The organism is Streptomyces vastus, from assembly GCF_039532825.1.
GTDB lineage: Bacteria > Actinomycetota > Actinomycetes > Streptomycetales > Streptomycetaceae > Streptomyces > Streptomyces vastus.
The window spans coordinates 33490-57621 of sequence record NZ_BAAASJ010000017.1; the positions used below are offsets into that span (position 1 = coordinate 33490).

24 protein-coding genes are annotated in these 24132 nt (G+C 69.2%); 21 read left to right on the forward strand and 3 right to left on the reverse strand.

Features of this window, described 5'->3' with window-relative positions; all coding sequences use genetic code 11:
- Positions 1-88: 88 nt before the first annotated feature.
- Both ABD357_RS06330 and ABD357_RS06335 read right to left on the reverse strand, forming a co-directional pair.
- Entirely contained in the window at positions 89-1318 is a 1230-nt protein-coding gene (locus ABD357_RS06330; RefSeq protein ID WP_344388064.1) for a DUF349 domain-containing protein, read from the reverse strand.
- Between the two features lie 134 nt (positions 1319-1452).
- Positions 1453-2298 (reverse strand): peptidylprolyl isomerase, encoded by an 846-nt coding sequence (locus ABD357_RS06335; RefSeq protein ID WP_344388066.1) that lies wholly within the window; start codon positions 2296-2298, stop codon positions 1453-1455.
- A gap of 167 nt (positions 2299-2465) precedes the next feature.
- Here ABD357_RS06335 and ABD357_RS06340 point away from each other — a divergent pair, with 167 nt between their 5' ends.
- From ABD357_RS06340 to nusB, 19 genes are all read left to right on the forward strand, one after another.
- Positions 2466-3179, forward strand: a complete 714-nt coding sequence (locus tag ABD357_RS06340) for an MBL fold metallo-hydrolase (protein ID WP_344388068.1) — start codon at positions 2466-2468, stop codon at positions 3177-3179.
- A gap of 12 nt (positions 3180-3191) precedes the next feature.
- Positions 3192-4454, forward strand: coding sequence for a histidine--tRNA ligase (gene hisS / locus ABD357_RS06345; protein ID WP_344388069.1), 1263 nt, complete (start codon positions 3192-3194; stop codon positions 4452-4454).
- A 125-nt stretch (positions 4455-4579) separates the two neighbouring features.
- Positions 4580-5221: a vitamin K epoxide reductase family protein gene (locus tag ABD357_RS06350; RefSeq protein WP_344388070.1), complete on the forward strand. Its 642-nt coding sequence runs from the start codon at positions 4580-4582 to the stop codon at positions 5219-5221.
- Positions 5222-5331: 110 nt separating this feature from the next.
- Positions 5332-6687 carry a replication-associated recombination protein A gene (locus ABD357_RS06355; RefSeq protein ID WP_344388072.1) on the forward strand — a complete coding sequence of 452 codons (1356 nt, stop codon included), beginning with the start codon at positions 5332-5334 and terminating at the stop codon, positions 6685-6687.
- Between the two features lie 312 nt (positions 6688-6999).
- Positions 7000-7614, forward strand: coding sequence for a 30S ribosomal protein S4 (gene rpsD, locus ABD357_RS06360; protein WP_033324931.1), 615 nt, complete (start codon positions 7000-7002; stop codon positions 7612-7614).
- A gap of 198 nt (positions 7615-7812) precedes the next feature.
- The gene (locus ABD357_RS06365) at positions 7813-8259 is read left to right on the forward strand and encodes a DUF948 domain-containing protein (protein ID WP_344388073.1); all 447 of its coding nucleotides are present in this window, start codon (positions 7813-7815) and stop codon (positions 8257-8259) included.
- Between the two features lie 7 nt (positions 8260-8266).
- Entirely contained in the window at positions 8267-8617 is a 351-nt protein-coding gene (locus ABD357_RS06370) for a DUF6167 family protein (RefSeq protein WP_344388074.1), read from the forward strand.
- Entirely contained in the window at positions 8617-11289 is a 2673-nt protein-coding gene (alaS, locus tag ABD357_RS06375; protein ID WP_344388075.1) for an alanine--tRNA ligase, read from the forward strand. The genes ABD357_RS06370 and alaS overlap by 1 nt, the downstream gene beginning before the upstream one ends.
- Positions 11290-11306: 17 nt before the next feature.
- The gene (gene ruvX / locus ABD357_RS06380; RefSeq protein WP_344388077.1) at positions 11307-11771 is read left to right on the forward strand and encodes a Holliday junction resolvase RuvX; all 465 of its coding nucleotides are present in this window, start codon (positions 11307-11309) and stop codon (positions 11769-11771) included.
- A 124-nt stretch (positions 11772-11895) separates the two neighbouring features.
- The gene (mltG, locus tag ABD357_RS06385) at positions 11896-13692 is read left to right on the forward strand and encodes an endolytic transglycosylase MltG (protein WP_344388079.1); all 1797 of its coding nucleotides are present in this window, start codon (positions 11896-11898) and stop codon (positions 13690-13692) included.
- Positions 13673-14512, forward strand: coding sequence for a shikimate dehydrogenase (locus ABD357_RS06390; RefSeq protein ID WP_344388081.1), 840 nt, complete (start codon positions 13673-13675; stop codon positions 14510-14512). Before mltG ends, ABD357_RS06390 begins: the two co-directional genes overlap by 20 nt.
- Before the next feature lie 45 nt (positions 14513-14557).
- Positions 14558-14818 carry a hypothetical protein gene (locus ABD357_RS06395; protein ID WP_344388082.1) on the forward strand — a complete coding sequence of 87 codons (261 nt, stop codon included), beginning with the start codon at positions 14558-14560 and terminating at the stop codon, positions 14816-14818.
- 167 nt (positions 14819-14985) lie between these two features.
- On the forward strand, positions 14986-16170 hold the full coding sequence (aroC, locus tag ABD357_RS06400; protein ID WP_344388085.1) for a chorismate synthase: 1185 nt from the start codon (positions 14986-14988) through the stop codon (positions 16168-16170).
- A complete protein-coding gene (locus tag ABD357_RS06405) occupies positions 16167-16685 on the forward strand; it encodes a shikimate kinase (RefSeq protein ID WP_344388086.1) in 519 nt (172 codons plus the stop codon). Before aroC ends, ABD357_RS06405 begins: the two co-directional genes overlap by 4 nt.
- A complete protein-coding gene (aroB, locus tag ABD357_RS06410; RefSeq protein WP_344388087.1) occupies positions 16682-17782 on the forward strand; it encodes a 3-dehydroquinate synthase in 1101 nt (366 codons plus the stop codon). The genes ABD357_RS06405 and aroB overlap by 4 nt, the downstream gene beginning before the upstream one ends.
- Before the next feature lie 162 nt (positions 17783-17944).
- Positions 17945-18844, forward strand: coding sequence for a Pro-rich N-terminal domain-containing protein (locus ABD357_RS06415; protein ID WP_344388088.1), 900 nt, complete (start codon positions 17945-17947; stop codon positions 18842-18844).
- 466 nt (positions 18845-19310) lie between these two features.
- On the forward strand, positions 19311-20426 hold the full coding sequence (locus ABD357_RS06420) for an aminopeptidase P family protein (protein WP_344388089.1): 1116 nt from the start codon (positions 19311-19313) through the stop codon (positions 20424-20426).
- 59 nt (positions 20427-20485) lie between these two features.
- Positions 20486-21052, forward strand: a complete 567-nt coding sequence (gene efp / locus ABD357_RS06425; RefSeq protein WP_149510572.1) for an elongation factor P — start codon at positions 20486-20488, stop codon at positions 21050-21052.
- Between the two features lie 2 nt (positions 21053-21054).
- The gene (nusB, locus tag ABD357_RS06430) at positions 21055-21486 is read left to right on the forward strand and encodes a transcription antitermination factor NusB (RefSeq protein WP_344388093.1); all 432 of its coding nucleotides are present in this window, start codon (positions 21055-21057) and stop codon (positions 21484-21486) included.
- A gap of 150 nt (positions 21487-21636) precedes the next feature.
- Here the strand turns inward: nusB and bldD are convergent, their stop codons facing one another.
- On the reverse strand, positions 21637-22137 hold the full coding sequence (gene bldD / locus ABD357_RS06435; protein ID WP_033321790.1) for a transcriptional regulator BldD: 501 nt from the start codon (positions 22135-22137) through the stop codon (positions 21637-21639).
- 265 nt (positions 22138-22402) lie between these two features.
- On the opposite strand from bldD, the gene pyrR reads away from it, so the two are divergent.
- Together pyrR and ABD357_RS06445 are read left to right on the forward strand one after the other, a co-directional pair.
- Complete coding sequence (gene pyrR / locus ABD357_RS06440; protein ID WP_344388095.1) at positions 22403-22975, forward strand: bifunctional pyr operon transcriptional regulator/uracil phosphoribosyltransferase PyrR; 573 nt, start codon at positions 22403-22405, stop codon at positions 22973-22975.
- Between the two features lie 119 nt (positions 22976-23094).
- Entirely contained in the window at positions 23095-24129 is a 1035-nt protein-coding gene (locus ABD357_RS06445) for an aspartate carbamoyltransferase catalytic subunit (RefSeq protein ID WP_344388097.1), read from the forward strand.
- Positions 24130-24132: the final 3 nt, after the last annotated feature.

Below are 24132 nucleotides of genomic sequence, written 5' to 3' on the forward strand. Positions count from 1 at the left end.
GCTGCGCCGCTACTGCACGTAGAAGGGGCTTCCGTACGCAACGTACGGAAGCCCCTTCTGTGTAGCAGCGGGAAAACTGCGGGAAGACTCAGCCGCCGAACTCCTGCAGACCCTTCAGCGCCTGGTCCAGCAGCGCCTGACGGCCATCGAGCTCCTTCTGGAGCTTGTCGGCCTTGGCGTTGTTGCCCGCCGCGCGCGCCGCGTCGATCTGGCCCTGGAGCTTGTCCACGGCAGCCTGGAGCTGACCGGTCAGACCCTCGGCACGCGCGCGTGCCTCCGGGTTCGTCCGGCGCCACTCGGTCTCCTCGGACTCCTGGATGGCCCGCTCGACCGCGTGCATCCGGCCCTCGACCTTCGGGCGGGCGTCGCGCGGCACATGGCCGATGGCCTCCCAGCGCTCGTTGATGGCACGGAAGGCGGCGCGGGCCGCCTTCAGATCCGTCACCGGGAGGATCTTCTCGGCCTCCTGGGCCAGCTCCTCCTTGAGCTTGAGGTTCTCGGCCTGCTCCGCGTCCCGCTCTGCGAAGACGGAGCTGCGGGCCGCGAAGAAGATGTCCTGGGCGCCGCGGAAACGGTTCCACAGGTCGTCCTCGTGCTCGCGCTGGGCGCGGCCCGCGGCCTTCCACTCCGACATCAGCTCGCGGTAACGCGCCGCCGTCGGACCCCAGTCGGTGGAGCCGGACAGTGCCTCGGCCTCCGCGACCAGCTTCTCCTTGGTCTTGCGGGCCTCCTCGCGCTGCGCGTCCAGCTGCGCGAAGTGCGCCTTGCGGCGCTTTGAGAACGCCGAGCGGGCATGCGAGAAGCGGTGCCACAGCTCGTCGTCCGACTTGCGGTCGAGCCGCGGCAGACCCTTCCAGGTGTCCACCAGGGCCCGCAGCCGCTCACCGGCCGCACGCCACTGGTCGGACTGCGCCAGCTCCTCCGCCTCGGCGACCAGCGCCTCCTTGGCGTGCCGCGCCTCGTCGGACTGCTTCGCCCGCTGGGCCTTGCGCTCCTCGCGGCGCTTGTCGACCGTCTCCACGAGCTTGTCCAGCCGGACGCGAAGGGCGTCCAGGTCGCCGACTGCGTGGTGGGCGTCGACCTGCTCGCGGATGTGGTCGATCGCGGCCATCGCGTCCTTGGCCGACAGGTCGGTGGTCTTCACTCGTCGCTCGAGGAGGCCGATCTCCACAACCAGGCCTTCGTACTTGCGCTCGAAGTAGGCCAGTGCCTCGTCAGGAGAGCCGGCCTGCCAGGAACCGACGACCTGCTCGCCATCGGCCGTACGCACGTACACGGTGCCCGTCTCGTCGACGCGGCCCCACGGGTCGCTGCTCACAGCGCCTCCTCCACATGATGCCTGCGTAGGGTGGCTGTACCCCCGGCATCGTCCACAGTTTCGTCACGGCCAACATAGGCGACCGGCGGGGCGGCTGTCCGCATACCGCGCGACCGAAATTCCGCACCTGGCGATCAGGATTTCGTCACGGTCGCCTTGTTGATCACGACCGTCGCGTTCGGTGCGGTGTTGCCGGTCGTTGGGTCCACGGGCTGGGCGCCGGCGTCCGAGATCTTCTTCAGGACCTTCATGCCCTCCGCGGAGATCGTTCCGAACGGCGTGTAGTCGGGCGGCAGCTGGCTGTCCTGGTACACGAGGAAGAACTGGCTGCCTCCGGAGTCGCGGCCCTCCTTCGTCTGCGCGTTGTACTGGTTGGCCATGGCCACCGTGCCCGCCGGATACACGTTCCCCTTCAGGCGCTCGTCCTTCAGGTTCTCGTCCGGAATGGTGTAACCGGGACCGCCCGTGCCGTCACCCTTGGGGTCACCGCACTGGAGCACGTAGATGCCCTCGGGGACGAGCCGATGGCACTTGGTGTGGTCCAGATAGCCCTTGCCCACCAGGAAGTTGAACGAGTTCACCGTACGCGGAGCCTTCGACGCCGGCATCTCGATGTCCATCGTGCCGCAGGTCGTCTCAAGCTTCATCGTGTAGTCCGCCGACTTGTCGATGGTCATCGCCGGCTCCTTCTTGTAGCTGAGCGGCTTCACCTTGCCCGCGGCGGGCTTCTCGCAGGGGTCCGGCGCCTTGCTGGGGGAGGCGCTCGGGGTGACCTCCGCGTTCGCGTTGTCCTTCGTGTCGTCGCCCTTGAGGGCATCCGTCGTGGTCGCGACCACGACCAGCACCAGGATCACACCGAGCGCCGACGCGATGGAGGCGTTGCGGACACGTGCCTTGCGCCGCGCGGCCGTACGCCGCTGCTGCTGCCGCAAGAACTTCTCCCGGGCGAGCTGACGCCGCCGCTGTTCCTGGCTGACCACCGGGTTCTCTCCTCATGCGTCTCGTACGTCAGGTGGGACGCGTGCGTCTTGTGAGCCGACCGCCTGCGTGTGCCCCGTACCGTATATGGGTTCGCTGTGATTCCGGCAGCGCCGGTAGGCTCTGGTCCACAGCCACCCGCCCCCGTACGACATACCGAAGGACGATCGTGCTCATTGCCGGGTTCCCCGCCGGGGCCTGGGGCACCAACTGTTATCTGGTCGCCCCCGCCGCAGGCGAGGAGTGCGTGATCATCGACCCGGGCCACGAGGCCGCCGAGGGAGTCGAGGAAACGCTGAAGAAGCATCGGCTCAAGCCTGTCGCCGTCGTCCTCACGCACGGCCACATCGACCACGTGGCCTCGGTCGTCCCGGTGTGCGGCGCGCACGGCGTACCGGCGTGGATCCACCCCGAGGACCGGTACATGATGACGGACCCGTCGATGGGTCTCGGCCGTTCCATCGGGATGCCGCTCATGGGCGAGCTGACCGTGGGGGAGCCGGACGACGTCAAGGAGCTGACCGACGGCGCGAAGCTGGAGCTGGCCGGTCTGGAGCTGTCCGTCGCGCACGCGCCGGGCCATACGAAGGGGTCGGTGACCTTCGGGCTGCCCGAGGCGGCGGACATCCCGCCGGTCTTCTTCTCGGGCGACCTGCTGTTCGCCGGCTCCATCGGACGCACCGACCTGCCCGGCGGTGACACGGCCGAGATGCTCGACTCGCTGGCCCGTGTGTGCCTGCCGCTCGACGACTCGACCGTGGTGCTGTCCGGTCACGGCCCCCAGACGACCATCGGCCAGGAGCGCGCCACCAATCCGTATCTGCGGCAGGTGGCAGCCGGCCTGGGAGCGGACCCGAGTTCCGCTCCTCGACGAGGAATGTGACGAGAGACTTCCGTGAGCACCTTCAAGGCCCCCAAGGGCACGTACGACCTGCTTCCCCCGGACAGTGCGACGTTCCTCGCCGTGCGCGAGGCGATCGCCGCGCCGCTGCGGAACTCCGGGTACGGCTACATCGAGACGCCCGGCTTCGAGAGCGTCGAACTCTTCGCGCGCGGGGTCGGTGAGTCCACCGACATCGTGACCAAGGAGATGTACGCCTTCGAGACCAAGGGCGGGGACAAGCTCGCACTGCGGCCCGAGGGCACCGCTTCCGTACTGCGCGCCGCGCTCGAGGCCAACCTCCACAAGCTGGGGAATCTGCCGGTCAAGCTCTGGTACTCGGGCTCGTACTACCGCTACGAGCGCCCTCAGAAGGGCCGTTACCGCCACTTCTCGCAGGTGGGCGCGGAGGCGATCGGGGCTGAAGACCCCGCCCTGGACGCCGAGTTGATCATCCTGGCGGACCAGGCGTACCGCTCGCTCGGCCTGCGGAACTTCCGCATCCTGCTCAACTCGCTGGGCGACAAGGAGTGCCGTCCGGTGTACCGGGCCGCGTTGCAGGACTTCCTGCGCGGGCTCGAACTCGACGAGGACACGCTGCGCCGCGCCCAGATCAACCCCCTGCGTGTCCTCGACGACAAGCGTGACGACGTGCAGAAGCAACTCGTGGGGGCGCCGTTGCTGCGCGACTTCCTGTGCGACGCGTGCAAGGCGTATCACGAGGAGGTCCGTGAGCTGATCACGGCCGCCGGGGTCTCCTTCGAGGACGATCCGAAGCTGGTGCGCGGTCTGGACTACTACACGCGGACCACCTTCGAGTTCGTGCACGACGGTCTGGGCTCGCAGTCCGCGGTGGGCGGCGGCGGCCGCTACGACGGCCTCTCCGAGATGATCGGTGGACCCGCGCTGCCGTCGGTCGGCTGGGCGCTGGGCGTCGACCGTACGGTCCTTGCCCTGGAGGCAGAAGGCGTCGAGCTCCAACTGCCCGCGTCCACCAGCGTGTTCGCGGTGCCCCTCGGAGAGGAGGCCCGGCGGTTGCTCTTCGGCGTGGTCACCGAGCTGCGCAAGGTCGGGGTTGCGGCGGACTTCTCGTACGGCGGGAAGGGGCTCAAGGGGGCGATGAAGAGCGCGAACCGGAGCGGGGCGCGGTACACCATCGTCGCCGGTGAGCGCGACCTTTCCGAGGGCGTCGTCCAGCTCAAGGACATGGAGTCCGGGGAGCAGGAGGCCGTCGGGGTGCACGAGATCGTGGCGGAGTTGGAAGCACGGCTGGGGTGAGGTTCGAGCGAACGTTCCGGGGCCGCTGTGCGTACCTCCTTATGTCCAGCGAACGGTGGATACGCGCGCGCGTGCGGCACAATGACCGTGCCCGTCGACCCCCCTCAAGCTACGGAAACGGCGTGATGAGCAAGACGACAGTCAGGGAAGGCGTCTCCGTCGACCAGGCACGAGCCGAGGGCCCGCCACGCACGGTGGGCGGGAGCCGCGCACTCGCCCTCCTGCTGGTGATCACGGGCGCGGCCGGGCTGCTGGCCTCCTGGGTCATCACGATCGACAAGTTCAAGCTCCTGGAGGACCCGAACTTCACCCCGGGCTGCAGCCTGAACCCGGTCGTCTCCTGCGGCAACATCATGAAGAGCGACCAGGCCTCGGCCTTCGGGTTCCCCAACCCGATGCTGGGCCTGGTCACCTACGCCATCGTCATCGGCGTCGGCATGAGCCTGCTGGGCCGGGCCACGTTCCCGCGCTGGTACTGGCTGACCTTCAACGCCGGCACTCTCTTCGGTGTCGGCTTCTGCACCTGGCTCATGTACCAGTCGCTCTACAACATCAACTCCCTGTGCCTGTGGTGCTGCCTCGCCTGGGTCGCCACGATCGTCATGTTCTGGACCGTGACCGCGTTCAACGTCCGGCACGGGTTCCTGCCCGCGCCCGGCTGGCTGAAGGGCTTCCTCGGCGAGTTCGCCTGGGTGCTGCCCGTGCTGCACATCGGGATCATCGGAATGCTGATCCTGACCCGCTGGTGGGACTTCTGGACCGGCTGACCGGACCAGTTGACCGGGCGGGCTGTCGGGACGAGCTGCCCGGACCAGTTGGGGCGGACTGGCTGACCGCGGCCCGGGCGTTGTCAGTGGCGTGACATAGGGTTTTCCTCGTGGAGCCCGACCTGTTCACCGCCGCAGCAGAAGAACGCCAGGAGAAGGACCCGTCCAGCAGCCCCCTGGCCGTGCGGATGCGCCCGCGTACCCTGGACGAAGTCGTGGGCCAGCAGCACCTGTTGAAGCCCGGCTCGCCCCTGCGCAGACTGGTCGGCGAGGGCGCCTCGGGTCCTGCCGGACCCTCCTCCGTGATCCTCTGGGGCCCGCCCGGCACCGGCAAGACGACCCTCGCGTACGTCGTCTCCAAGGCCACCAACAAACGCTTCGTGGAGCTCTCCGCGATCACCGCGGGCGTCAAGGAGGTCCGCACGGTCATCGACGGCGCCCGCCGTGCCACCGGCGGCTTCGGCAAGGAGACCGTCCTCTTCCTGGACGAGATCCACCGCTTCAGCAAGGCCCAGCAGGACTCCCTGCTCCCGGCCGTCGAGAACCGCTGGGTGACCCTGATCGCCGCGACCACCGAGAACCCGTACTTCTCGGTGATTTCCCCCCTCCTCTCCCGCTCCCTGCTCCTCACCCTCGAACCGCTCACGGACGACGACCTGCGCGGTCTCATCAAGCGCGCGCTGGCCGACGAGCGCGGCCTGAAGGACGCCGTCACGCTCCCCGAGGACACCGAGGAGCACCTGCTGCGGATCGCCGGCGGTGACGCCCGCCGCGCCCTCACCGCCCTGGAAGCCGCGGCCGGCTCCGCGCTCGACAAGGGAGAGACGGAAGTGACCCTCCAGACCCTGGAGGAGACCGTCGACCGCGCCGCCGTGAAGTACGACCGCGACGGCGACCAGCACTACGACGTGGCGAGCGCCCTGATCAAGTCCATCCGCGGCTCGGACGTGGATGCCGCGCTGCACTACCTGGCCCGGATGATCGAGGCCGGCGAGGACCCCCGCTTCATCGCCCGCCGACTGATGATCTCCGCCAGCGAGGACATCGGCCTCGCCGATCCGAACGCGCTGCCCATAGCCGTAGCCGCCGCCCAGGCCGTCGCCATGATCGGTTTCCCCGAAGCCGCTCTCACCCTCAGCCACGCCACCATCGCCCTCGCACTGGCCCCCAAGTCGAACGCCGCGACGACGGCGATAGGCGCCGCCATGGAGGACGTACGGAAAGGCCATGCGGGCCCCGTGCCGCCGCACCTGCGGGACGGGCACTACAAGGGCGCGGCCAAGCTCGGGCACGCGCAGGGGTACGTCTATCCGCACGACCTGCCCGAGGGAATCGCCGCCCAGCAGTACGCCCCGGACGCACTCAAGGACCGGGAGTACTACACGCCCACCCGGCACGGCGCCGAGGCGCGCTACGCGGACGCCGTGGAGTGGACCAGGAAGCACCTTGGTCGAGGGCGCTCCTGACCACTACTGGTCACCCTGTAAGATGGCGCGCAGCGCTGCGTCCCGTGTCCGACTCCGGTCGGCGCCTCAGGCGGGGCAGTCAGCCGGATCTTTTGATCCAGGAGCGTCGCGCACCGTTGTAGGTGTCGCGGGCAGCCCACCACCACTCGGAGTCCCGGGACCGGTCGGTGGGCCGTTCGTGTGCTGCACGTATGTGCCCAGACCAGGGGAGCGGCTGCCCGACAAGTCCTGTGCGGACCTGGCGGGATTCCCCGGCTGCGGATGCGACCTCCCATAACCCTGAGGCAGCCGACAGGAAGAAAGAAGAGAGAAGTGGCGAATCAGTCCCGCCCCAAGGTCAAGAAGTCGCGTGCCCTCGGCATCGCGCTGACCCCGAAGGCCGTCAAGTACTTCGAGGCCCGCCCCTACCCGCCGGGCGAGCACGGCCGCGGCCGCAAGCAGAACTCGGACTACAAGGTCCGTCTGCTCGAGAAGCAGCGCCTGCGCGCGCAGTACGACGTGTCCGAGCGCCAGCTCGTCCGCGCCTACGAGCGTGCCGCCAAGACGCAGGGCAAGACCGGTGAGGCCCTGGTCATCGAGCTCGAGCGCCGTCTCGACGCGCTGGTCCTGCGTTCGGGCATCGCCCGCACGATCTACCAGGCCCGCCAGATGGTCACCCACGGCCACATCGAGGTCAACGGCCACAAGGTCGACAAGCCGTCCTTCCGCGTCAAGCCCGACGACGTCGTGATGGTCCGCGAGCGCAGCCGCCAGAAGCCGCTCTTCGAGGTGGCCCGCGAGGGTGGCTTCGCCCCCGACGGCGAGACCCCCCGCTACCTCCAGGTGAACCTCCGCGCCCTGGCCTTCCGCCTGGACCGCGAGCCGAACCGCAAGGAGATCCCGGTCATCTGCGACGAGCAGCTCGTCGTCGAGTACTACGCCCGCTGATCACCTCCCCGCGGACGTAGCACCACCAGCGCGTCGGCCCGCCGTCTCCCCGCCCTTCCCGGCGGGCGAGGCGGCGGGCTTTCGCGCATACGCCGACGGTCGGGCCTTAATCCGGTACGGAGCGCCATCCTGGGCGCGATAGGCTCGGGAGACGACTTTTTAGATGTTCAGGCACGGAATCCAGGGAGCGGGTGCGCAGTGTCCGGTGGAGAGGTGGCCGGGATCCTGGTGGCCGTCTTCTGGGCGATCCTGGTCTCCTTCCTCGCGGTGGCGCTCGCGAGGCTGGCCCAGACGCTCAGGGCGACCACCAAGCTTGTCGCGGACGTGACCGACCAGGCCGTCCCGCTCCTGGCAGACGCCTCCGCCGCGGTGCGCTCCGCGCAGACCCAGATCGACCGGGTCGACGCCATCGCCTCCGACGTCCAGGAAGTCACGTCGAACGCGTCGGCGCTCTCCACGACCGTCGCCTCCACCTTCGGCGGCCCGCTGGTCAAGGTGGCAGCCTTCGGCTACGGCGTACGCAGGGCCATCGGCAGCCGACGTGAGGACGCGCCCGCCAAGTCGGAGCGCCGTACCGTGATCGTGGGCCGCACCGTTTCGTCCGCGCGACGGGAGAAGCGGAACAACCGGGGTAAGAAGGACTGACGCAGCGATGTTCCGCCGTACGTTCTGGTTCACCGCCGGCGCAGCCGCCGGGGTCTGGGCCACCACCAAGGTCAACCGCAAGCTCAAGCAGCTGACGCCCGAGAGTCTCGCGAACCAGGCCGCCACCAAGGCGCTCGAAGCGGGCCACCGCCTCAAGGACTTCGCGCTCGACGTCCGCGACGGCATGGCCCAGCGCGAGGCCGAACTCGACGAGGCCCTCGGGCTGAACGCGAACCCCGAGCTGCCCTCCCCGCGGCGCTTCGCCGCCCTGGAGAACAGCAACCCTCCGAAGTACAGCAAGAGCCCGACGTACGTCGAGCGGTCGACGTACTCGTACAACCGGAATGAGGACCACTGATGGAGTCGGCTGAGATTCGCCGCCGCTGGCTGAGCTTCTTCGAGGAGCGCGGGCACACCGTCGTCCCTTCGGCGTCGCTCATCGCGGACGACCCGACTCTGCTCCTGGTCAACGCGGGCATGGTGCCCTTCAAGCCGTACTTCCTCGGTGAGGTCAAGCCGCCCTTCGCACGCGCCACCAGCGTGCAGAAGTGCGTGCGCACCCCCGACATCGAAGAGGTCGGCAAGACCACCCGGCACGGCACGTTCTTCCAGATGTGCGGGAACTTCTCCTTCGGCGACTACTTCAAGGAAGGCGCCATCAAGTACGCCTGGGAGCTGCTCACCTCGCCCCAGGACAAGGGTGGTTACGGGCTGGAGCCGGAGAAGCTCTGGATTACCGTCTACAAGGAGGACGACGAGGCCGAGCGCATCTGGCGCGACGTCATCGGCGTCCCGGCCGAGCGCATCCAGCGCCTGGGCATGGGCCCCAACTTCTGGTCCATGGGCGTCCCGGGCCCGTGCGGACCGTGCTCCGAGATCAACTACGACCGCGGTCCGGAGTTCGGAGAAGAGGGCGGCCCGGCCGTCAACGACGAGCGGTACGTGGAGATCTGGAACCTGGTCTTCATGCAGTACGAGCGCGGCGAGGGCTCCGGCAAGGAGGACTTCCCGATCCTCGGCGACCTGCCCGCCAAGAACATCGACACCGGCCTCGGCTTCGAGCGGCTCGCCATGATTCTGCAGGGCGTGCAGAACATGTACGAGATCGACACCTCCATGGCCGTCATCGACAAGGCCACCGAGCTGACCGGCGTCCGCTACGGCGACGCCCACGACTCCGACGTGTCCCTGCGCGTGGTCACCGACCACATCCGCACGTCCGTGATGCTCATCGGCGACGGCGTCACACCCGGCAACGAAGGCCGCGGCTATGTGCTGCGCCGCATCATGCGCCGCGCCATCCGCAACATGCGCCTCCTCGGCGCCACGGGTCCCGTCGTTCAGGACCTGATCGACGTCGTGATCGAGGTGATGGGCCAGCAGTACCCGGAGCTCATCACCGACCGTCGGCGCATCGAGACGGTCGCCCTCGCAGAGGAGGCCGCCTTCCTCAAGACGCTGAAGGCCGGCACGAACATCCTCGACACCGCCGTCACGGAGACCAAGGCCGCCGGTGGCACGGTCCTCGCCGGTGACAAGGCCTTCCTGCTCCACGACACCTGGGGCTTCCCGATCGACCTCACCCTCGAAATGGCCGCCGAGCAGGGCCTTTCGGTGGACGAAGACGGCTTCCGGCGCCTGATGAAGGAGCAGCGGGAGCGCGCCAAGGCCGACGCCAAGGCCAAGAAGACCGGCCACGCCGACCTGGGCGCGTACCGCGAGATCGCCGACAACTCGGGCGAGACCGACTTCATCGGCTACCTGCACACCGAGGGCGAGTCGAAGGTCGTCGGCATCCTCGTCGACGGTGTCTCGTCCCCCGCCGCCACCGAGGGCGACGAGGTCGAGATCGTCCTCGACCGCACCCCGTTCTACGCCGAGGGCGGCGGTCAGATCGGCGACACGGGCCGCATCAAGGTCGACTCCGGTGCCGTCATCGAGGTCCGCGACTGCCAGAAGCCGGTTCCGGGCGTGTACGTCCACAAGGGCGTCGTGCAGGTCGGCGAGGTCACCGTCGGCGCCTCCGCCCAGGCCGTCATCGACGTACGCCGCCGCAAGGCCATCGCCCGCGCCCACTCGGCGACGCACCTTACGCACCAGGCCCTGCGCGACGCCCTCGGCCCGACGGCCGCCCAAGCCGGTTCCGAGAACCAGCCCGGCCGCTTCCGCTTCGACTTCGGCTCCCCGTCCGCCGTTCCGACGACCGTGATGACGGACGTCGAGCAGCAGATCAACGAGGTGCTCGCCCGGGACCTCGACGTCCGGGCCGATGTCATGAGCATCGACGAGGCCAAGAAGCAGGGCGCCATCGCCGAGTTCGGCGAGAAGTACGGCGACCGCGTGCGCGTCGTCACCATCGGCGACTTCTCCAAGGAACTGTGCGGCGGCACGCATGTCCACAACACCGCCCAGCTGGGCCTGGTGAAGCTGCTCGGCGAGTCGTCCATCGGCTCCGGTGTGCGCCGTATCGAGGCTCTGGTCGGCGTGGACGCGTACAACTTCCTCGCCCGTGAGCACACCGTCGTCGCCCAGCTCCAGGAGCTGGTCAAGGGCCGCCCCGAGGAGCTGCCGGAGAAGGTCTCCACCATGCTCGGCAAGCTGAAGGACGCCGAGAAGGAGATCGAGAAGTTCCGCGCGGAGAAGGTCCTCCAGGCCGCCGCCGGTCTCGCCCAGGGCGCCAAGGACGTACACGGTGTCGCCCTCGTCACCGGCCAGGTGCCGGACGGTACGAGCGCCGACGATCTGCGCAGGCTGGTCCTCGATGTGCGCGGCCGCATCCCGGGCGACCGGGCCGCCGTGGTCGCCCTGTTCACCGCGGTGGGCGGCAAGCCGCTGACGGTCATCGCCACCAACGAAGCAGCCCGCGAGCGCGGCCTCAAGGCCGGCGACCTGGTCCGAACGGCTGCCAAGACCCTCGGTGGCGGCGGTGGCGGCAAGCCCGACCTCGCCCAGGGCGGGGGCCAGAACCCGGCCGCCATCGGCGAGGCCGCCGACGCCGTCGAGCGCCTTGTGGCCGAGACGGCCAAGTGAGCGGAGACGAACGCGTCATGCGCCGGGGACGCCGGCTCGCCATCGACGTCGGGGACGCCCGGATCGGGGTCGCCTCGTGTGACCCCGACGGGATCCTCGCCACCCCGGTGGAAACCGTCCCGGGCCGCGATGTTCCGGCCGCCCAGCGGCGGTTGAAGCAACTCGTCGAAGAGTACGAACCGATCGAGATCGTCGTCGGCCTCCCTCGCTCCCTCAAGGGGGGCGAGGGCCCGGCCGCGGTCAAGGTCCGTGCCTTCGCCCAGGAACTGGCCCGCATGGTCGCCCCGGTTCCGGTCAGACTCGTGGACGAGAGGATGACCACAGTCTCGGCCAGTCAGGGACTGCGCGCTTCGGGCGTGAAAGCGAAGAAGGGCAGGTCCGTCATCGACCAGGCCGCCGCCGTCATCATCCTGCAGCAGGCGCTGGAATCCGAACGGGTGTCAGGTAAAGCTCCCGGGGATGGCGTCGAAGTGGTCATCTGATCGCGGTACGGTAACGTTCCGCGCGATGCGGCGGCGTTCGAACAGCCTCCGCACAGCAGAGAGGCGGATGGGAGCCGGGCCACACGCGCCGAGCGACCGCCGCCTCGCGGCTTCTAGGGGATCGATGACTGATTATGGCCGGGGCCAGGGCTCCGAACCGTGGCATCCCGAGGACCCGTTGTTCGGGGACGACGGATGGAGAGGACAGGACGGCCACGCGGCCCAGTCCTCCTACGGCGGCCAGCAGCACTATTCGCAGCAGCCGCAGCAGCAGAACCAGTACGGCGACTGGGGCAACGGGCAGCAGTCCGGCTACGACCAGGGGCAGCAGCACTATGCCCAGGGACAGCAGCAGTACGGCGGCCCGGATCAGCAGCAGTACTACGATCAGGGCGGCCAGCAGTACCAGGGCCACAACAACGGCCAGCAGTACCAGGGCCACAACAACGGCCAGCAGTACCAGGGCCACAACAACGGCCAGCAGTATCAGGGCCAGAACGGCCAGCAGTACAACGGGGGTTGGGACACCGGGCAGCACGGTCATGGCCAGGGGCACGGCCCGTACGGATCCGAATCCGGCGATCCCTACGGAGGCCAGCAGGCCCCGTACGGCGGTCAGCAGTCCGACTACTACGGGACTCCCCACGCGTACCCGCAGCCGCAGCCGCCGAGCCGTCGCCGGACCGAACGCGAACCTGAGCCCGCGCCGCCGACCGACTGGGATCCGGGACCGGATCAGGGCGAGCACGCCTTCTTCTCGGGCGGCAGCGACGATGACGACGACTTCGACGACGACACGTCGGACGGGAAGCGCGGCAAGGGCAAGGGGAAGACCGGCAAGAAGAGCCGCAACGGCTGCGCCTGCCTGGTCGTGTCGCTGGTCCTCGTCGGTGGTCTCGGCGGAGCCACCTATTACGGCTACCAGTTCTACCAAAGCCGTTTCGGCGAGGCGCCGGACTTTGCGGGCGACGGCACCAGCCAGACGGTGATGGTCGAGATCGCCAAGGGCTCGGGTGGCTATGAGATCGGCCAGAAGCTGAAGGCGGCGGGCGTCGTGAAGAGCGTCGACGCGTTCGTGTCGGCGCAGTCGGAGAATCCCGAAGGGCAGCGTATCCAGGCCGGCGTCTATCTCCTCAAGAAGGAGATGTCCGCCGAAAGCGCCGTGAATATGATGCTCGACCCCAAGAGCCAGAACAACATGATCGTGGCGCCGGGGCAGCGCAACAGCACGGTCTACGCGACGATCGACAAGAGGCTCGGACTCAAAGAGGGCACCACCGCGAACGTCGCCAAGGAGAAGTACGAGAGCCTCGGACTTCCTGACTGGGCGAACAACAACGACGACATCAAGGATCCGCTGGAAGGTTTCCTTTACCCGCACACCTACGCCGCCGCAAAGGGCATGAAGCCCGAGGACGTACTGAAGAAGATGGTCGCCCAGGCCAAGGAGAAGTACGCCGAGTACGACCTTGAGGCGAAGGCCAAGGACCTCAAGCTGGACAACCCGCTGGAGGTCGTCACGGTCGCGAGCCTCGTCCAGGCGGAGGGCAAGACCAGCGACGACTACCGCAAGATGGCGGAAGTGGTCTACAACCGCCTCGACCTAGCCAACCCCGAGACCTACGGGGCCCTGCAATTCGACTCGACCTTCAATTACCTGAAGAACGAGAGCAATATCGACATCAGCGAGTCGGAGATCAAGAGCAACAAGGACCCGTACAACACGTACACGAACAAGGGATTGCCGCCGGGCCCGATTGGAAACCCGGGCGATGTGGCCATCAAGGCGACGCTCGCCCCCACCAGCGACGGCTGGTACTACTTCGTGGCGACCGACGGTGTGAACAAGACCGAATTCGCCAAGACGCATGACGAATTCCAGAGGCTCAAGGACAAGTTCAATGCGCGCTCGGGCAGTTGAGGCCCGCCGGGCTGCCGTGCTCGGCAAGCCCATCGCCCACTCCCTCTCCCCGGTCCTGCACCGAGCCGCCTACGCGGATCTGGGGCTGGGAGACTGGTCGTACGACCGTTTCGAGATCGCCGAGGCCGCTCTGCCCGGCTTTCTCGAGGGGCTCGGAATGGAGTGGGCCGGGCTGTCGCTGACCATGCCGCTGAAGCGGGCCGTGATTCCGCTGCTCGACGAGATCAGTGCGACGGCGGCCTCCGTCGAGGCGGTCAACACCGTCGTGTTCGGCGAGGACGGCCGGCGCACCGGTGACAACACCGATGTCCCCGGCATGGTCGCCGCCCTGCGGGAGCACGGGATCGAGCAGGTCGACTCCGCCGCCATCCTCGGCGCGGGCGCCACTGCCTCGTCCGCGCTGGCCGCCGTCTCGCGGATCTGCCCGGGCGAGATCGTCGCGTACGTCCGCAGCGAGGCCCGCGCCGCCGAGATGCGGCAGTGGGGCGAGCGCCTGGAGACCGAGGTACGCATCGCGGACTGGGCGGACGCGGAGCGGGCGCTGCACGCACCGCTGGTGGTCGCCACGACCCCGGCGGGCACCACCGACGCCCTCGCCTCCGCCGTCCCCGGGCGCCCTGCCACGCTCTTCGACGTCCTGTACGACCCCTGGCCGACCGCACTCGCCGCCCGCTGGTCCGCGTACGGCGGCGCCGTCGTCAGCGGCCTCGACCTCCTGGTGCACCAGGCGGCACTCCAGGTCGAGCAGATGACGGGGCGTGCGCCGGCCCCGCTGGGCGCCATGCGAAAAGCGGGAGAGCACGCACTCGCCGGACGTTAAGATTCTTTACGGTTCCGCAGGGGGCGGGACCGAGGGGGAATCTTCATGACCACGCAGGCTTCCTGGAAGTCGGAAATCTTCCAGGCCACACTGAATTTCCTGCCGGACTGGCTGCAATACACGGCGATCGGACTGGCAGTCGGCGGCTTTGTCGTTTTCCGGGTCGTCAAGTGGCGCCGCGGACGCGCCCTCCGACGAGCGCTCGGCCCGATCACGCCCATCCCCGACGTGCCGGACGGGGCGCGCGGCGCCGACTACCTCGGTGCGTACGCCCCCCAGCAGCCGCGCAACGACGCCACGGCCTGACCGAGTCGTCCGCCTGATGGACCTGCGCCAGGTTCCCGGGGGTGGACGTGGGAGGATCGACAGTGGCGGGCCAGGGCCGCGCACCCGGTCACGCCGTCGCCGTACGCGAGGACGCGCGTACGCACCGGCAGTACGCAGTACCAGGGCGCGAGCATCGAGGAGCACCGTTGAGCAGGTTGCGCTGGCTGACCGCGGGGGAGTCCCACGGTCCCGCACTTGTCGCGACGCTGGAGGGCCTTCCCGCCGGCGTGCCGATCACCACGGAGATGGTGGCGGACCACCTGGCACGGCGGCGCCTCGGCTATGGGCGCGGCGCGCGGATGAAGTTCGAGCGCGACGAGGTCACCTTCCTGGGCGGTGTCCGGCACGGGCTGACGCTCGGTTCGCCGGTCGCGATCATGGTGGGCAACACCGAGTGGCCCAAGTGGGAGCAGGTCATGGCGGCCGACCCCGTGGACCCGGCCGTGCTCGCCGAGCTGGCTCGCAACGCGCCGCTGACCCGGCCCCGGCCCGGTCACGCGGACTTGGCGGGCATGCAGAAGTACGGCTTCGACGAGGCCAGGCCGATTCTGGAGCGGGCGAGTGCGCGGGAGACCGCCGCCCGCGTCGCGCTTGGCGCGGTGGCACGCTCGTACCTCAAGGAGACGGCCGGCATCGAGATCGTCTCGCACGTCATCGAGCTGGCCGCGGCGAAGGCTCCGTACGGCGTCTACCCCAAGCCCTCCGACGTCGAGAAGCTCGACGCGGACCCGGTGCGGTGCCTGGACGAGGACGCGTCGAGGGCGATGGTCGAGGAGATCGACCAGGCCCACAAGGACGGCGACACTCTGGGCGGTGTGGTCGAGGTGCTGGCGTACGGAGTGCCGGTGGGCCTGGGCTCGCATGTGCACTGGGACCGGCGGCTGGACGCGCGGCTCGCGGCCGCGCTGATGGGCATCCAGGCCATCAAGGGGGTTGAGGTCGGCGACGGCTTCGACCTGGCGCGGGTGCCGGGCTCGAAGGCGCACGACGAGATCGTGCAGACCGACGAGGGCATCAAGCGGGCCACGGGCCGCTCGGGCGGCACCGAGGGCGGGCTGACCACCGGTGAACTGCTGCGCGTACGCGCAGCGATGAAGCCGATCGCAACCGTGCCGCGCGCGCTGGCCACCATCGATGTGATGACCGGTGAGGCGGCGAAGGCCCACCACCAGCGTTCGGATGTCTGCGCGGTCCCGGCGGCCGGCATCGTCGCGGAGGCGATGGTGGCGCTGGTCCTTGCGGACGCGGTGGCGGAGAAGTTCGCCGGAGACAGCGTCACGGAGACCCGGCGCAACGTCACCTCGTACCTCGAGAACCTGGCGATCCGATGAGCGCAGGACCCGTGGTCGTACTCGTCGGGCCGATGGGCGTCGGGAAGTCGACGGTGGGCGCGCTGCTCGCGGAGCGGCTCGGGGTCGGCCACCGGGACACCGACGAGGACATCGTGGCCGCCGAGGGGCGCACCATCGCGGACATCTTCGTCGAGGAGGGCGAACCGGCCTTCCGCGCGATCGAGAAACGGGCGGTGCATCAGGCGCTGGCCGAGCACAAGGGCGTACTCGCCCTGGGTGGCGGCGCCATCCTCGATGCCGACACCCGGGCGTTGCTGCACGGGCTGCCGGTGGTGTACCTGTCGATGGACGTCGAGGAGGCCGCCAAGCGCACCGGGCTGAACGTGGCCCGGCCGCTGCTCGCGGTCAATCCGCGCCGCCAGTGGCGCGAGCTGATGGAGGCCCGCCGCCACCTCTACACCGAAGTCGCCCGTGCGGTCGTCGCCACCGACGACCGCACTCCGGAGGAGGTCGCCCAAGCGGTCCTCGACGCCTTGGAGTTGAAGCAGGCATGAGCGAGCAGGACCAGACGGTCACCCGGATCCAGGTCGGCGGTACGGCCGGCACCGAGCCGTACGAGGTGCTGGTGGGCCGTCAACTCCTTGGTGAACTGGGCGGGTTGATCGGCCCTCGGGCCAAGCGCGTCGCGGTCGTCCACCCGGAGGCGCTGGCCGAGACCGGCGAGGCGGTCCGGGCCGATCTGGCCGGGCAGGGCTTCGACGCGGTGGCCATCCAGGTGCCCAACGCCGAGGAGGCCAAGACGGCCGAAGTCGCCGCGTACTGCTGGAAGGCGCTCGGGCAGTCCGGCTTCACCCGCACCGACGTGATCGTCGGGGTGGGCGGCGGCGCAACCACCGACCTGGCCGGGTTCGTGGCCGCGAGCTGGCTGCGCGGGGTGCGCTGGATCGCGATCCCGACGACCGTACTGGCCATGGTGGACGCGGCGGTCGGCGGCAAGACCGGCATCAACACCGCCGAGGGCAAGAACCTGGTGGGCGCCTTCCACCCGCCCGCCGGGGTGCTCTGCGACCTGGCCGCCCTCGACTCGCTGCCGGTCAACGACTTCGTGTCCGGTCTCGCCGAGATCATCAAGGCCGGGTTCATCGCCGACCCGCGGATCCTCGAGCTGATCGAGGCCGATCCGGAAGGGGCACGCGGACCGGACGGTCCGCACACCGCCGAACTCATCGAACGCTCCATCAAGGTCAAGGCCGAGGTGGTCTCCTCCGACCTCAAGGAGTCGGGGCTGCGCGAGATCCTCAACTACGGCCACACCCTGGGCCACGCCATCGAGAAGAACGAGCGCTACCAGTGGCGGCACGGCGCCGCCGTCGCCGTCGGCATGCACTTCGCCGCCGAACTCGGCCGCCTGGCAGGCCGGTTGGACGACGAGACCGCCGACCGGCACCGCACCATCCTGCAGTCCGTGGGCCTGCCGCTGCACTACCGCTATGACCAGTGGCCCAAGTTGCTGGAGACCATGAAGGTCGACAAGAAGTCCCGAGGCGACCTGCTGCGCTTCATCGTCCTGGACGGACTTGCCAAGCCCACCGTCCTGGAGGGCCCCGACCCGGCCGTCCTGCTCGCCGCCTACGGAGAAGTGGGCGAATAGCTCCACAGGAGGCCACTTCACCCGATTTGCCTTGTGTCCATGGGCACTTCGGACCCACCCCGGCCGTTCACCAAACGGCGGCCGGGGGCGGTACCGTTCGGTAGGGAGCGGGGCAGGTGTTCCGCTGCCAGCGCCAAGAGATACGAGACGGAGTGGCACCGGATGCAGCACGCAGTGGGGTCTCCGCTGCCGCCGCCCCACCAGCCGGGGCAGGAGCCGGCCGCCGGCATTTCGTCGGCCGCGCAACACTCGGGCGCGCACTCGGGTGCCCCCATGGGTTCCCCCGCGGGTCCCGCGCCCGTGAACCCGCCTCCGGGTTTCGCCGGACCGCCCGGACCCGCCGTGCCGCACCCTCCGGGGCACGCGCCCGCCCCGCACCATCACGCGGCCCCCCAGCACGCGCCCGCGCCGATGCCGGACACCACGGGGCATGTGCAACTGCCGCCGGGCGGGCCCGTCGCGATGCCGAGCCCGCCGCCTGCCGCGGGTACGCCCGATCCGGCGTCCACCACGCTGGCCGTGCTGCTCATCGGGCCCGCCGGTGCCGGGAAGACGAGCGTCGCCAAGTACTGGGCCGGCCATCGGCGGGTGCCCACCGCGCACATCAGCCTTGATGACGTACGGGAATGGGTGCGCTCGGGCTTCGCGGACCCGCAGTCGGGGTGGAACGACCACTCGGAGGCGCAGTATCGTCTCGCCCGGCGCACCTGCGGCTTCGCCGCACGCAACTTTCTTGCCAACGGGATCTCTTGCATCCTGGACGACGCCGTCTTTCCGGACCGGCCCGTCGTCGGCCTTGGCGGCTGGAAGCGGCACGTGGGACCCGGTCTGCTGCCGGTCGTTCTCCTGCCGGGCCTGGAGATAGTTCTGGAGCGCAATGCCGAGCGCTCCGGAAATCGCCGCCTTACCGATGAAGAAGTCGCCCGCATCCATGGCCGGATGGCCGGCTGGTACGGGTCCGGGCTTCCCATCATCGACAACTCCCAGCTTGACGTTCCGACGACGGCGCGTGTGCTCGACGATGTGCTGGCGCGGTCGATTGCGAGTCCACCTCCGTGGTGAGCGGGGGTTTTCTTTCCCCAGCCCCGCCCCTTCCCGAAACTGGGACTGCGCCCCAGGCCCCCGCCAGGGGGTGGGGGTGACAGTCGTGTCGCGGCTGCGGGTGCGTTGTGGCTGGTCGCGCCCACGCGGCGGAGCCGCTGATGTCACAGCCCCGCGCCCCTGAAAAAGCCAAAGCCTGCGACTCCCGGCGCCCGGAGAGAGCACGCGCCCCGGAAGGGCCCGCGTCCCGGGAAAGCCCGTACCCCCAACTGCCCGCAGTCTCCCACCGGCGGGAGGGGACGTGGGTCGGTGCGTCGTATGCCCGTCGCTCAGGTTCTGTCTCAGGTCACCTTCGCTGTGTACCGACACCGGGTCGTATGCCCGGCCTGCCGACGAGACCAGCCACCCACACACCCGCACCCGAGAACGAACCCACCCGGACCAACCTGAACCGGCACAATCTGCCCACCCCTCGTAGGCTCGGGTCATGTCAGAGGTGTACGCGGCCCGCCGCGAACGGCTCCTGGAGCGATGTGCAGCCGGCGGCAGCGCGACCGCGCTCGTGTCCCGGCCCGCCAACGTCCGCTACCTCGCGGGCGCAGCCCCCCGCGGCGCCGTTCTCCTGCTGGGCAGGGGAACGGACGTGATGATGTGCGCGGGCCCCCTCGGCGCGCACCCCGACGACGAGCGGCCCGACGAAGCCCTGCGGATCCAGACGCTGCCGGGAGCCGCCGACGGCCGCGGCGACCCGGCCGTCGCCGCGGCCGATCTCGCCGTGGCCCACGGCGCCGAGTCCCTCGCCGTCGAGGAACACCATCTCACCGTGGCCCGCCACAGAGCCATCCGCTCCGTGACGCCCCGCCTGCGCCTCACCGACCTCGGCGGCGCCGTCGAGCAGTTGCGCGTCATCAAGGACGAGGAGGAGATCTCCTGCCTCCGGATCGGCGCCGAGATCGCCGACCAGGCCCTGAGCGAACTCCTCGAATCGATCCTCGTCGGCCGCACCGAGCGCCACCTCGCCCTGGAGCTGGAGCGCCGCCTCGTCGACCACGGCGCCGACGGCCCGGCCTTCGCGACCTCCGTCGGCACCGGCCCGAACTCGGGGCGTCGCGGCCACCGTGCCACCGACCGACGGGTCGAGGAGGGCGACTTCCTCTCCGTGTGCCTGGGGGCGACTTACCGCGGCTATCGCTGCGAGATCGGCCGTACGTTCGTGATCGGCACCTCGCCCGCCGACTGGCAGATCGAGCTTTACGACCTCGTCTTCGCCGCCCAGCGGGCCGGCCGCGAGGCGCTCATGCCGGGCGCCGAATACCGCGAGGTGGACCGCGCCGCCCGGCAGGTGCTGGACTCGGCGGGGTACGGGCACGGTCTTTCTTCGCTGACCGGGCACGGTGTAGGGCTCGAAATCGATGAGGACCCTCAGCTGGCCCCCGCGGCCATGGGTAAACTGGACGCTTGCGTGCCGGTCACCGTCGAACCGGGGGTCCACCTCCCGGGCCGGGGCGGTGTCCGGATCGATGACACGCTCGTCGTACGCCCTGAGGCGGACGGCGGACCCGAGCTACTCACCATCACGACCAAGGAGCTGCTCGCGCTCTAGCCTCCGAGCTGTGCGCTTGCCCCGGGGTCGTCCACGTCAGTCCAGGAGATTCCGCAACCGTGGCTTCCACGAACGACCTCAAGAACGGCCTGGTGCTCAAGCTCGAAGGCGGCCAGCTCTGGTCCGTCGTCGAGTTCCAGCACGTCAAGCCCGGCAAGGGCCCGGCTTTCGTGCGCACCAAGCTCAAGAACGTGCTTTCCGGCAAGGTCGTCGACAAGACGTTCAACGCCGGTGTCAAGGTCGAGACGGCCACTGTCGACAAGCGCGACATGCAGTTCTCGTACATGGACGGCGAGTACTTCGTCTTCATGGACATGGAGACGTACGACCAGCTGATGGTCGACCGCAAGGCCGTCGGCGACGCCGCCAACTTCCTGATCGAGGGCTTCACCGCGACCGTCGCGCAGCATGAGGGCGAGGTGCTCTTCGTCGAGCTGCCGGCCGCCGTCGAGCTGGTGGTCCAGGAGACCGAGCCGGGCGTCCAGGGCGACCGCTCCACCGGTGGCACCAAGCCCGCCACCCTGGAGACCGGCCACCAGATCAACGTGCCGCTCTTCATCACCACCGGTGAGAAGATCAAGGTCGACACCCGTACGAGCGACTACCTCGGCCGGGTGAACAGCTAACCGTGGCTGCCCGCAACACGGCCCGCAAGCGCGCCTTCCAGATCCTCTTCGAGGGCGACCAGCGCGGCGTGGACGTCCTGACGGTCCTCGCGGACTGGATCCGGCACTCCCGGACCGACACCCGGCAGCCGCCGGTGAGCGAGTACACGATGCAGCTGGTGGAGGGCTACGCCAAGCGTGTCCCGCGCATCGACGAGCTCATCGCGCAGTACGCGGTCGACTGGACGCTGGACAGGATGCCGGTCGTCGACCGCAACATCCTGCGCCTCGGCGCGTACGAGCTGATCTGGGTCGACGAGACCCCGGACGCCGTCGTCCTCGACGAGATGGTCCAGCTCGCGAAGGAATTCTCCACGGACGAATCCCCGGCCTTCGTGAACGGCCTCCTCGGCCGCTTCAAGGACCTCAAGCCTTCGCTGCGCCGCGACGAGTAGCGCCACAGGTCGTCACGGAGGGCCCGCAGCCTCGGCTGCGGGCCCTCCGACGTGTTCTGCGCGGGCGGCCGACACAAAGCCGCCGGGGTGGCCGGAACGCTCAGGTTCCGGCCACCCCGGCGGCACGTTTCTTCAGGGGGCTGACGCCGGTCAGCCCTCTTCGTGGGAGACCGCGCGGCGTGCGTCCGCGTCGAGGACGCCCCAGTTGATCAGCTGCTCGGTGAGGACCGAGGGGGACTGGTCGTAGATGACGGCCAGGGTGCGCAGGTCGTCCTGGCGGATCGAGAGCACCTTGCCGTTGTAGTCGCCGCGCTGGGACTGGATCGTCGCTGCGTAACGCTGCAGGGGGCCCGCCTTCTCGGCCGGGACGTGGGCCAGTCGCTCCAGGTCCAGGACCAGCTTCGGCGGCGGCTCGGCAGCGCCGCCCGGTGTGGTGCCCGGCAGCAGCTCCTGCACCGGAACGCCGTAGAAGTCCGCCAGCTCGGCGAGGCGCTGTACGGTCACGGCGCGGTCGCCGCGCTCGTAAGAACCGACCACGACCGCCTTCCAGCGGCCCTGGGACTTCTCCTCGACGCCGTGGAGGGAAAGGCCCTGCTGGGTACGGATCGCACGGAGCTTGGCCCCGAGCTGTTTGGCGTATTCGCTGGACATATAGCTCCCCGGACACTGTGTCGACGTGCGGTTTTGCCGCGCGGCTGGTGACTCACTGTGAGGTTACGCAGCGTTACTCTTCCCCGTCAAGCCGAATGGTCCCGCCCGGACCCATCCGCGCGATCCCCGCAGAAGTGACGTCAGGTGGTGCAGGAGTGACTGCAGGGGGGTGATCAGGGCCGTTGCCGGGCTGGTACCGTTGTTGGCGCAATTCCGACGTCCTTTAAGGTCCGTCCCGTGAGGCGGAGAAGGAGGTCCGTCTCGTATGGACACACAGCAGTCAGAATCCCGGGCCGTGCTCGAAGGCCCCGACATCGCGCGGATGTTGACCCGCATCGCCCACGAGATCGTCGAGCGCGCCAAGGGCGCCGACGACGTGGTGCTTCTCGGCATTCCGACCCGAGGCGTCTTCCTCGCCCAGCGGCTCGCCGCCAAGCTCGAGGAGATCACCGACCGCAAGATCCCGGTGGGCTCACTCGACATCACCATGTACCGCGACGACCTGCGCATGCACCCGCCGCGTGCGCTGGCCCGCACCGACATCCCGGCCGACGGCATCGACGGCCGGCTGGTCGTCCTCGTCGACGACGTGCTCTTCTCCGGCCGCACCATCCGCGCAGCGCTCGACGCGCTGAACGACATCGGCCGTCCGCGCGCCGTGCAGCTCGCGGTCCTCGTCGACCGGGGCCATCGAGAACTCCCGATCCGCGCCGACTACGTCGGCAAGAACCTCCCGACGTCGTTGCGGGAGACGGTCAAGGTCCAGCTCGCCGAGGAGGACGGTCGCGACACCGTGCTGCTCGGCGCGAAGCAGCCCGCACCGGGCGCGCAGCAGTAGCACTCCGGCGTACGTCCCGCGTAAGCCCCCGAGCGTGCCTGTGCGTGCCTGCCTGCCCGGCTGCGACCTTCCGCCGGGCCCTCGCCTCCCGAACTGAACTGCCTTACGGAGCCTGACAGATGCAGCGTCATCTCATCTCGGCCGCCGACCTCACCCGCGACGACGCCGTCCTGATCCTCGACACCGCCGAGGAGATGGCCCGGGTCGCCGACCGGCCGATCAAGAAGCTGCCGACCCTGCGCGGCCGCACCGTCGTCAACCTCTTCTTCGAGGACTCGACCCGTACCAGGATCTCGTTCGAGGCCGCCGAGAAGCGCCTCTCCGCGGATGTGATCAACTTCACTGCCAAGGGGTCCAGCGTCTCCAAGGGCGAGTCCTTGAAGGACACCGCCCAGACCCTGGAGGCGATGGGCGTCGACGCCGTCGTCATCCGGCACGGCGCATCCGGAGCCCCGTACCGCCTCGCGACCTCCGGCTGGATCGACGCCGCCGTCATCAACGCCGGCGACGGCACCCACCAACACCCCACCCAGGCCCTGCTCGACGCCTTCACGATGCGGCGCCGCCTCGTCGGACGGGACGCCGGCCTCGGGCAGGACCTCGACGGCAAGCGGATCACGATCGTCGGTGACATCCTGCACGGCCGGGTCGCCCGCTCGAACGTCGACCTGCTGCACACCCTCGGCGCCCAGGTCACCCTCGTCGCCCCGCCCACCCTGCTGCCGGTCGGCGTCGAAACCTGGCCCTGCGAGGTGTCATACGACCTCGACAGCACGTTGCCCAAGTCCGACGCGGTCATGATGCTGCGCGTCCAGCGCGAGCGGATGAACGCGGCCTTCTTCCCGACCGAACGCGAGTACTCACGGCGTTACGGCCTCGACGGCGACCGTATGGCGCGGATGCCCGAGCACGCCATCGTGATGCACCCCGGGCCGATGGTCCGCGGCATGGAGATCACCGCCGAGGTCGCCGACTCCGACCGTTGCACCGCCATCGAGCAGGTGGCGAACGGTGTCTCGATCCGCATGGCCGTCCTGTACCTGCTCCTGGGCGGCAACGAGCCCGCCGTCACCCACACCCGCCCGCCCGTCTCCCACCACCACCCTTCCAACGAGCGCTCCGCGCACACCATTTCTGCGGACGAGGAGAAGTAAGCA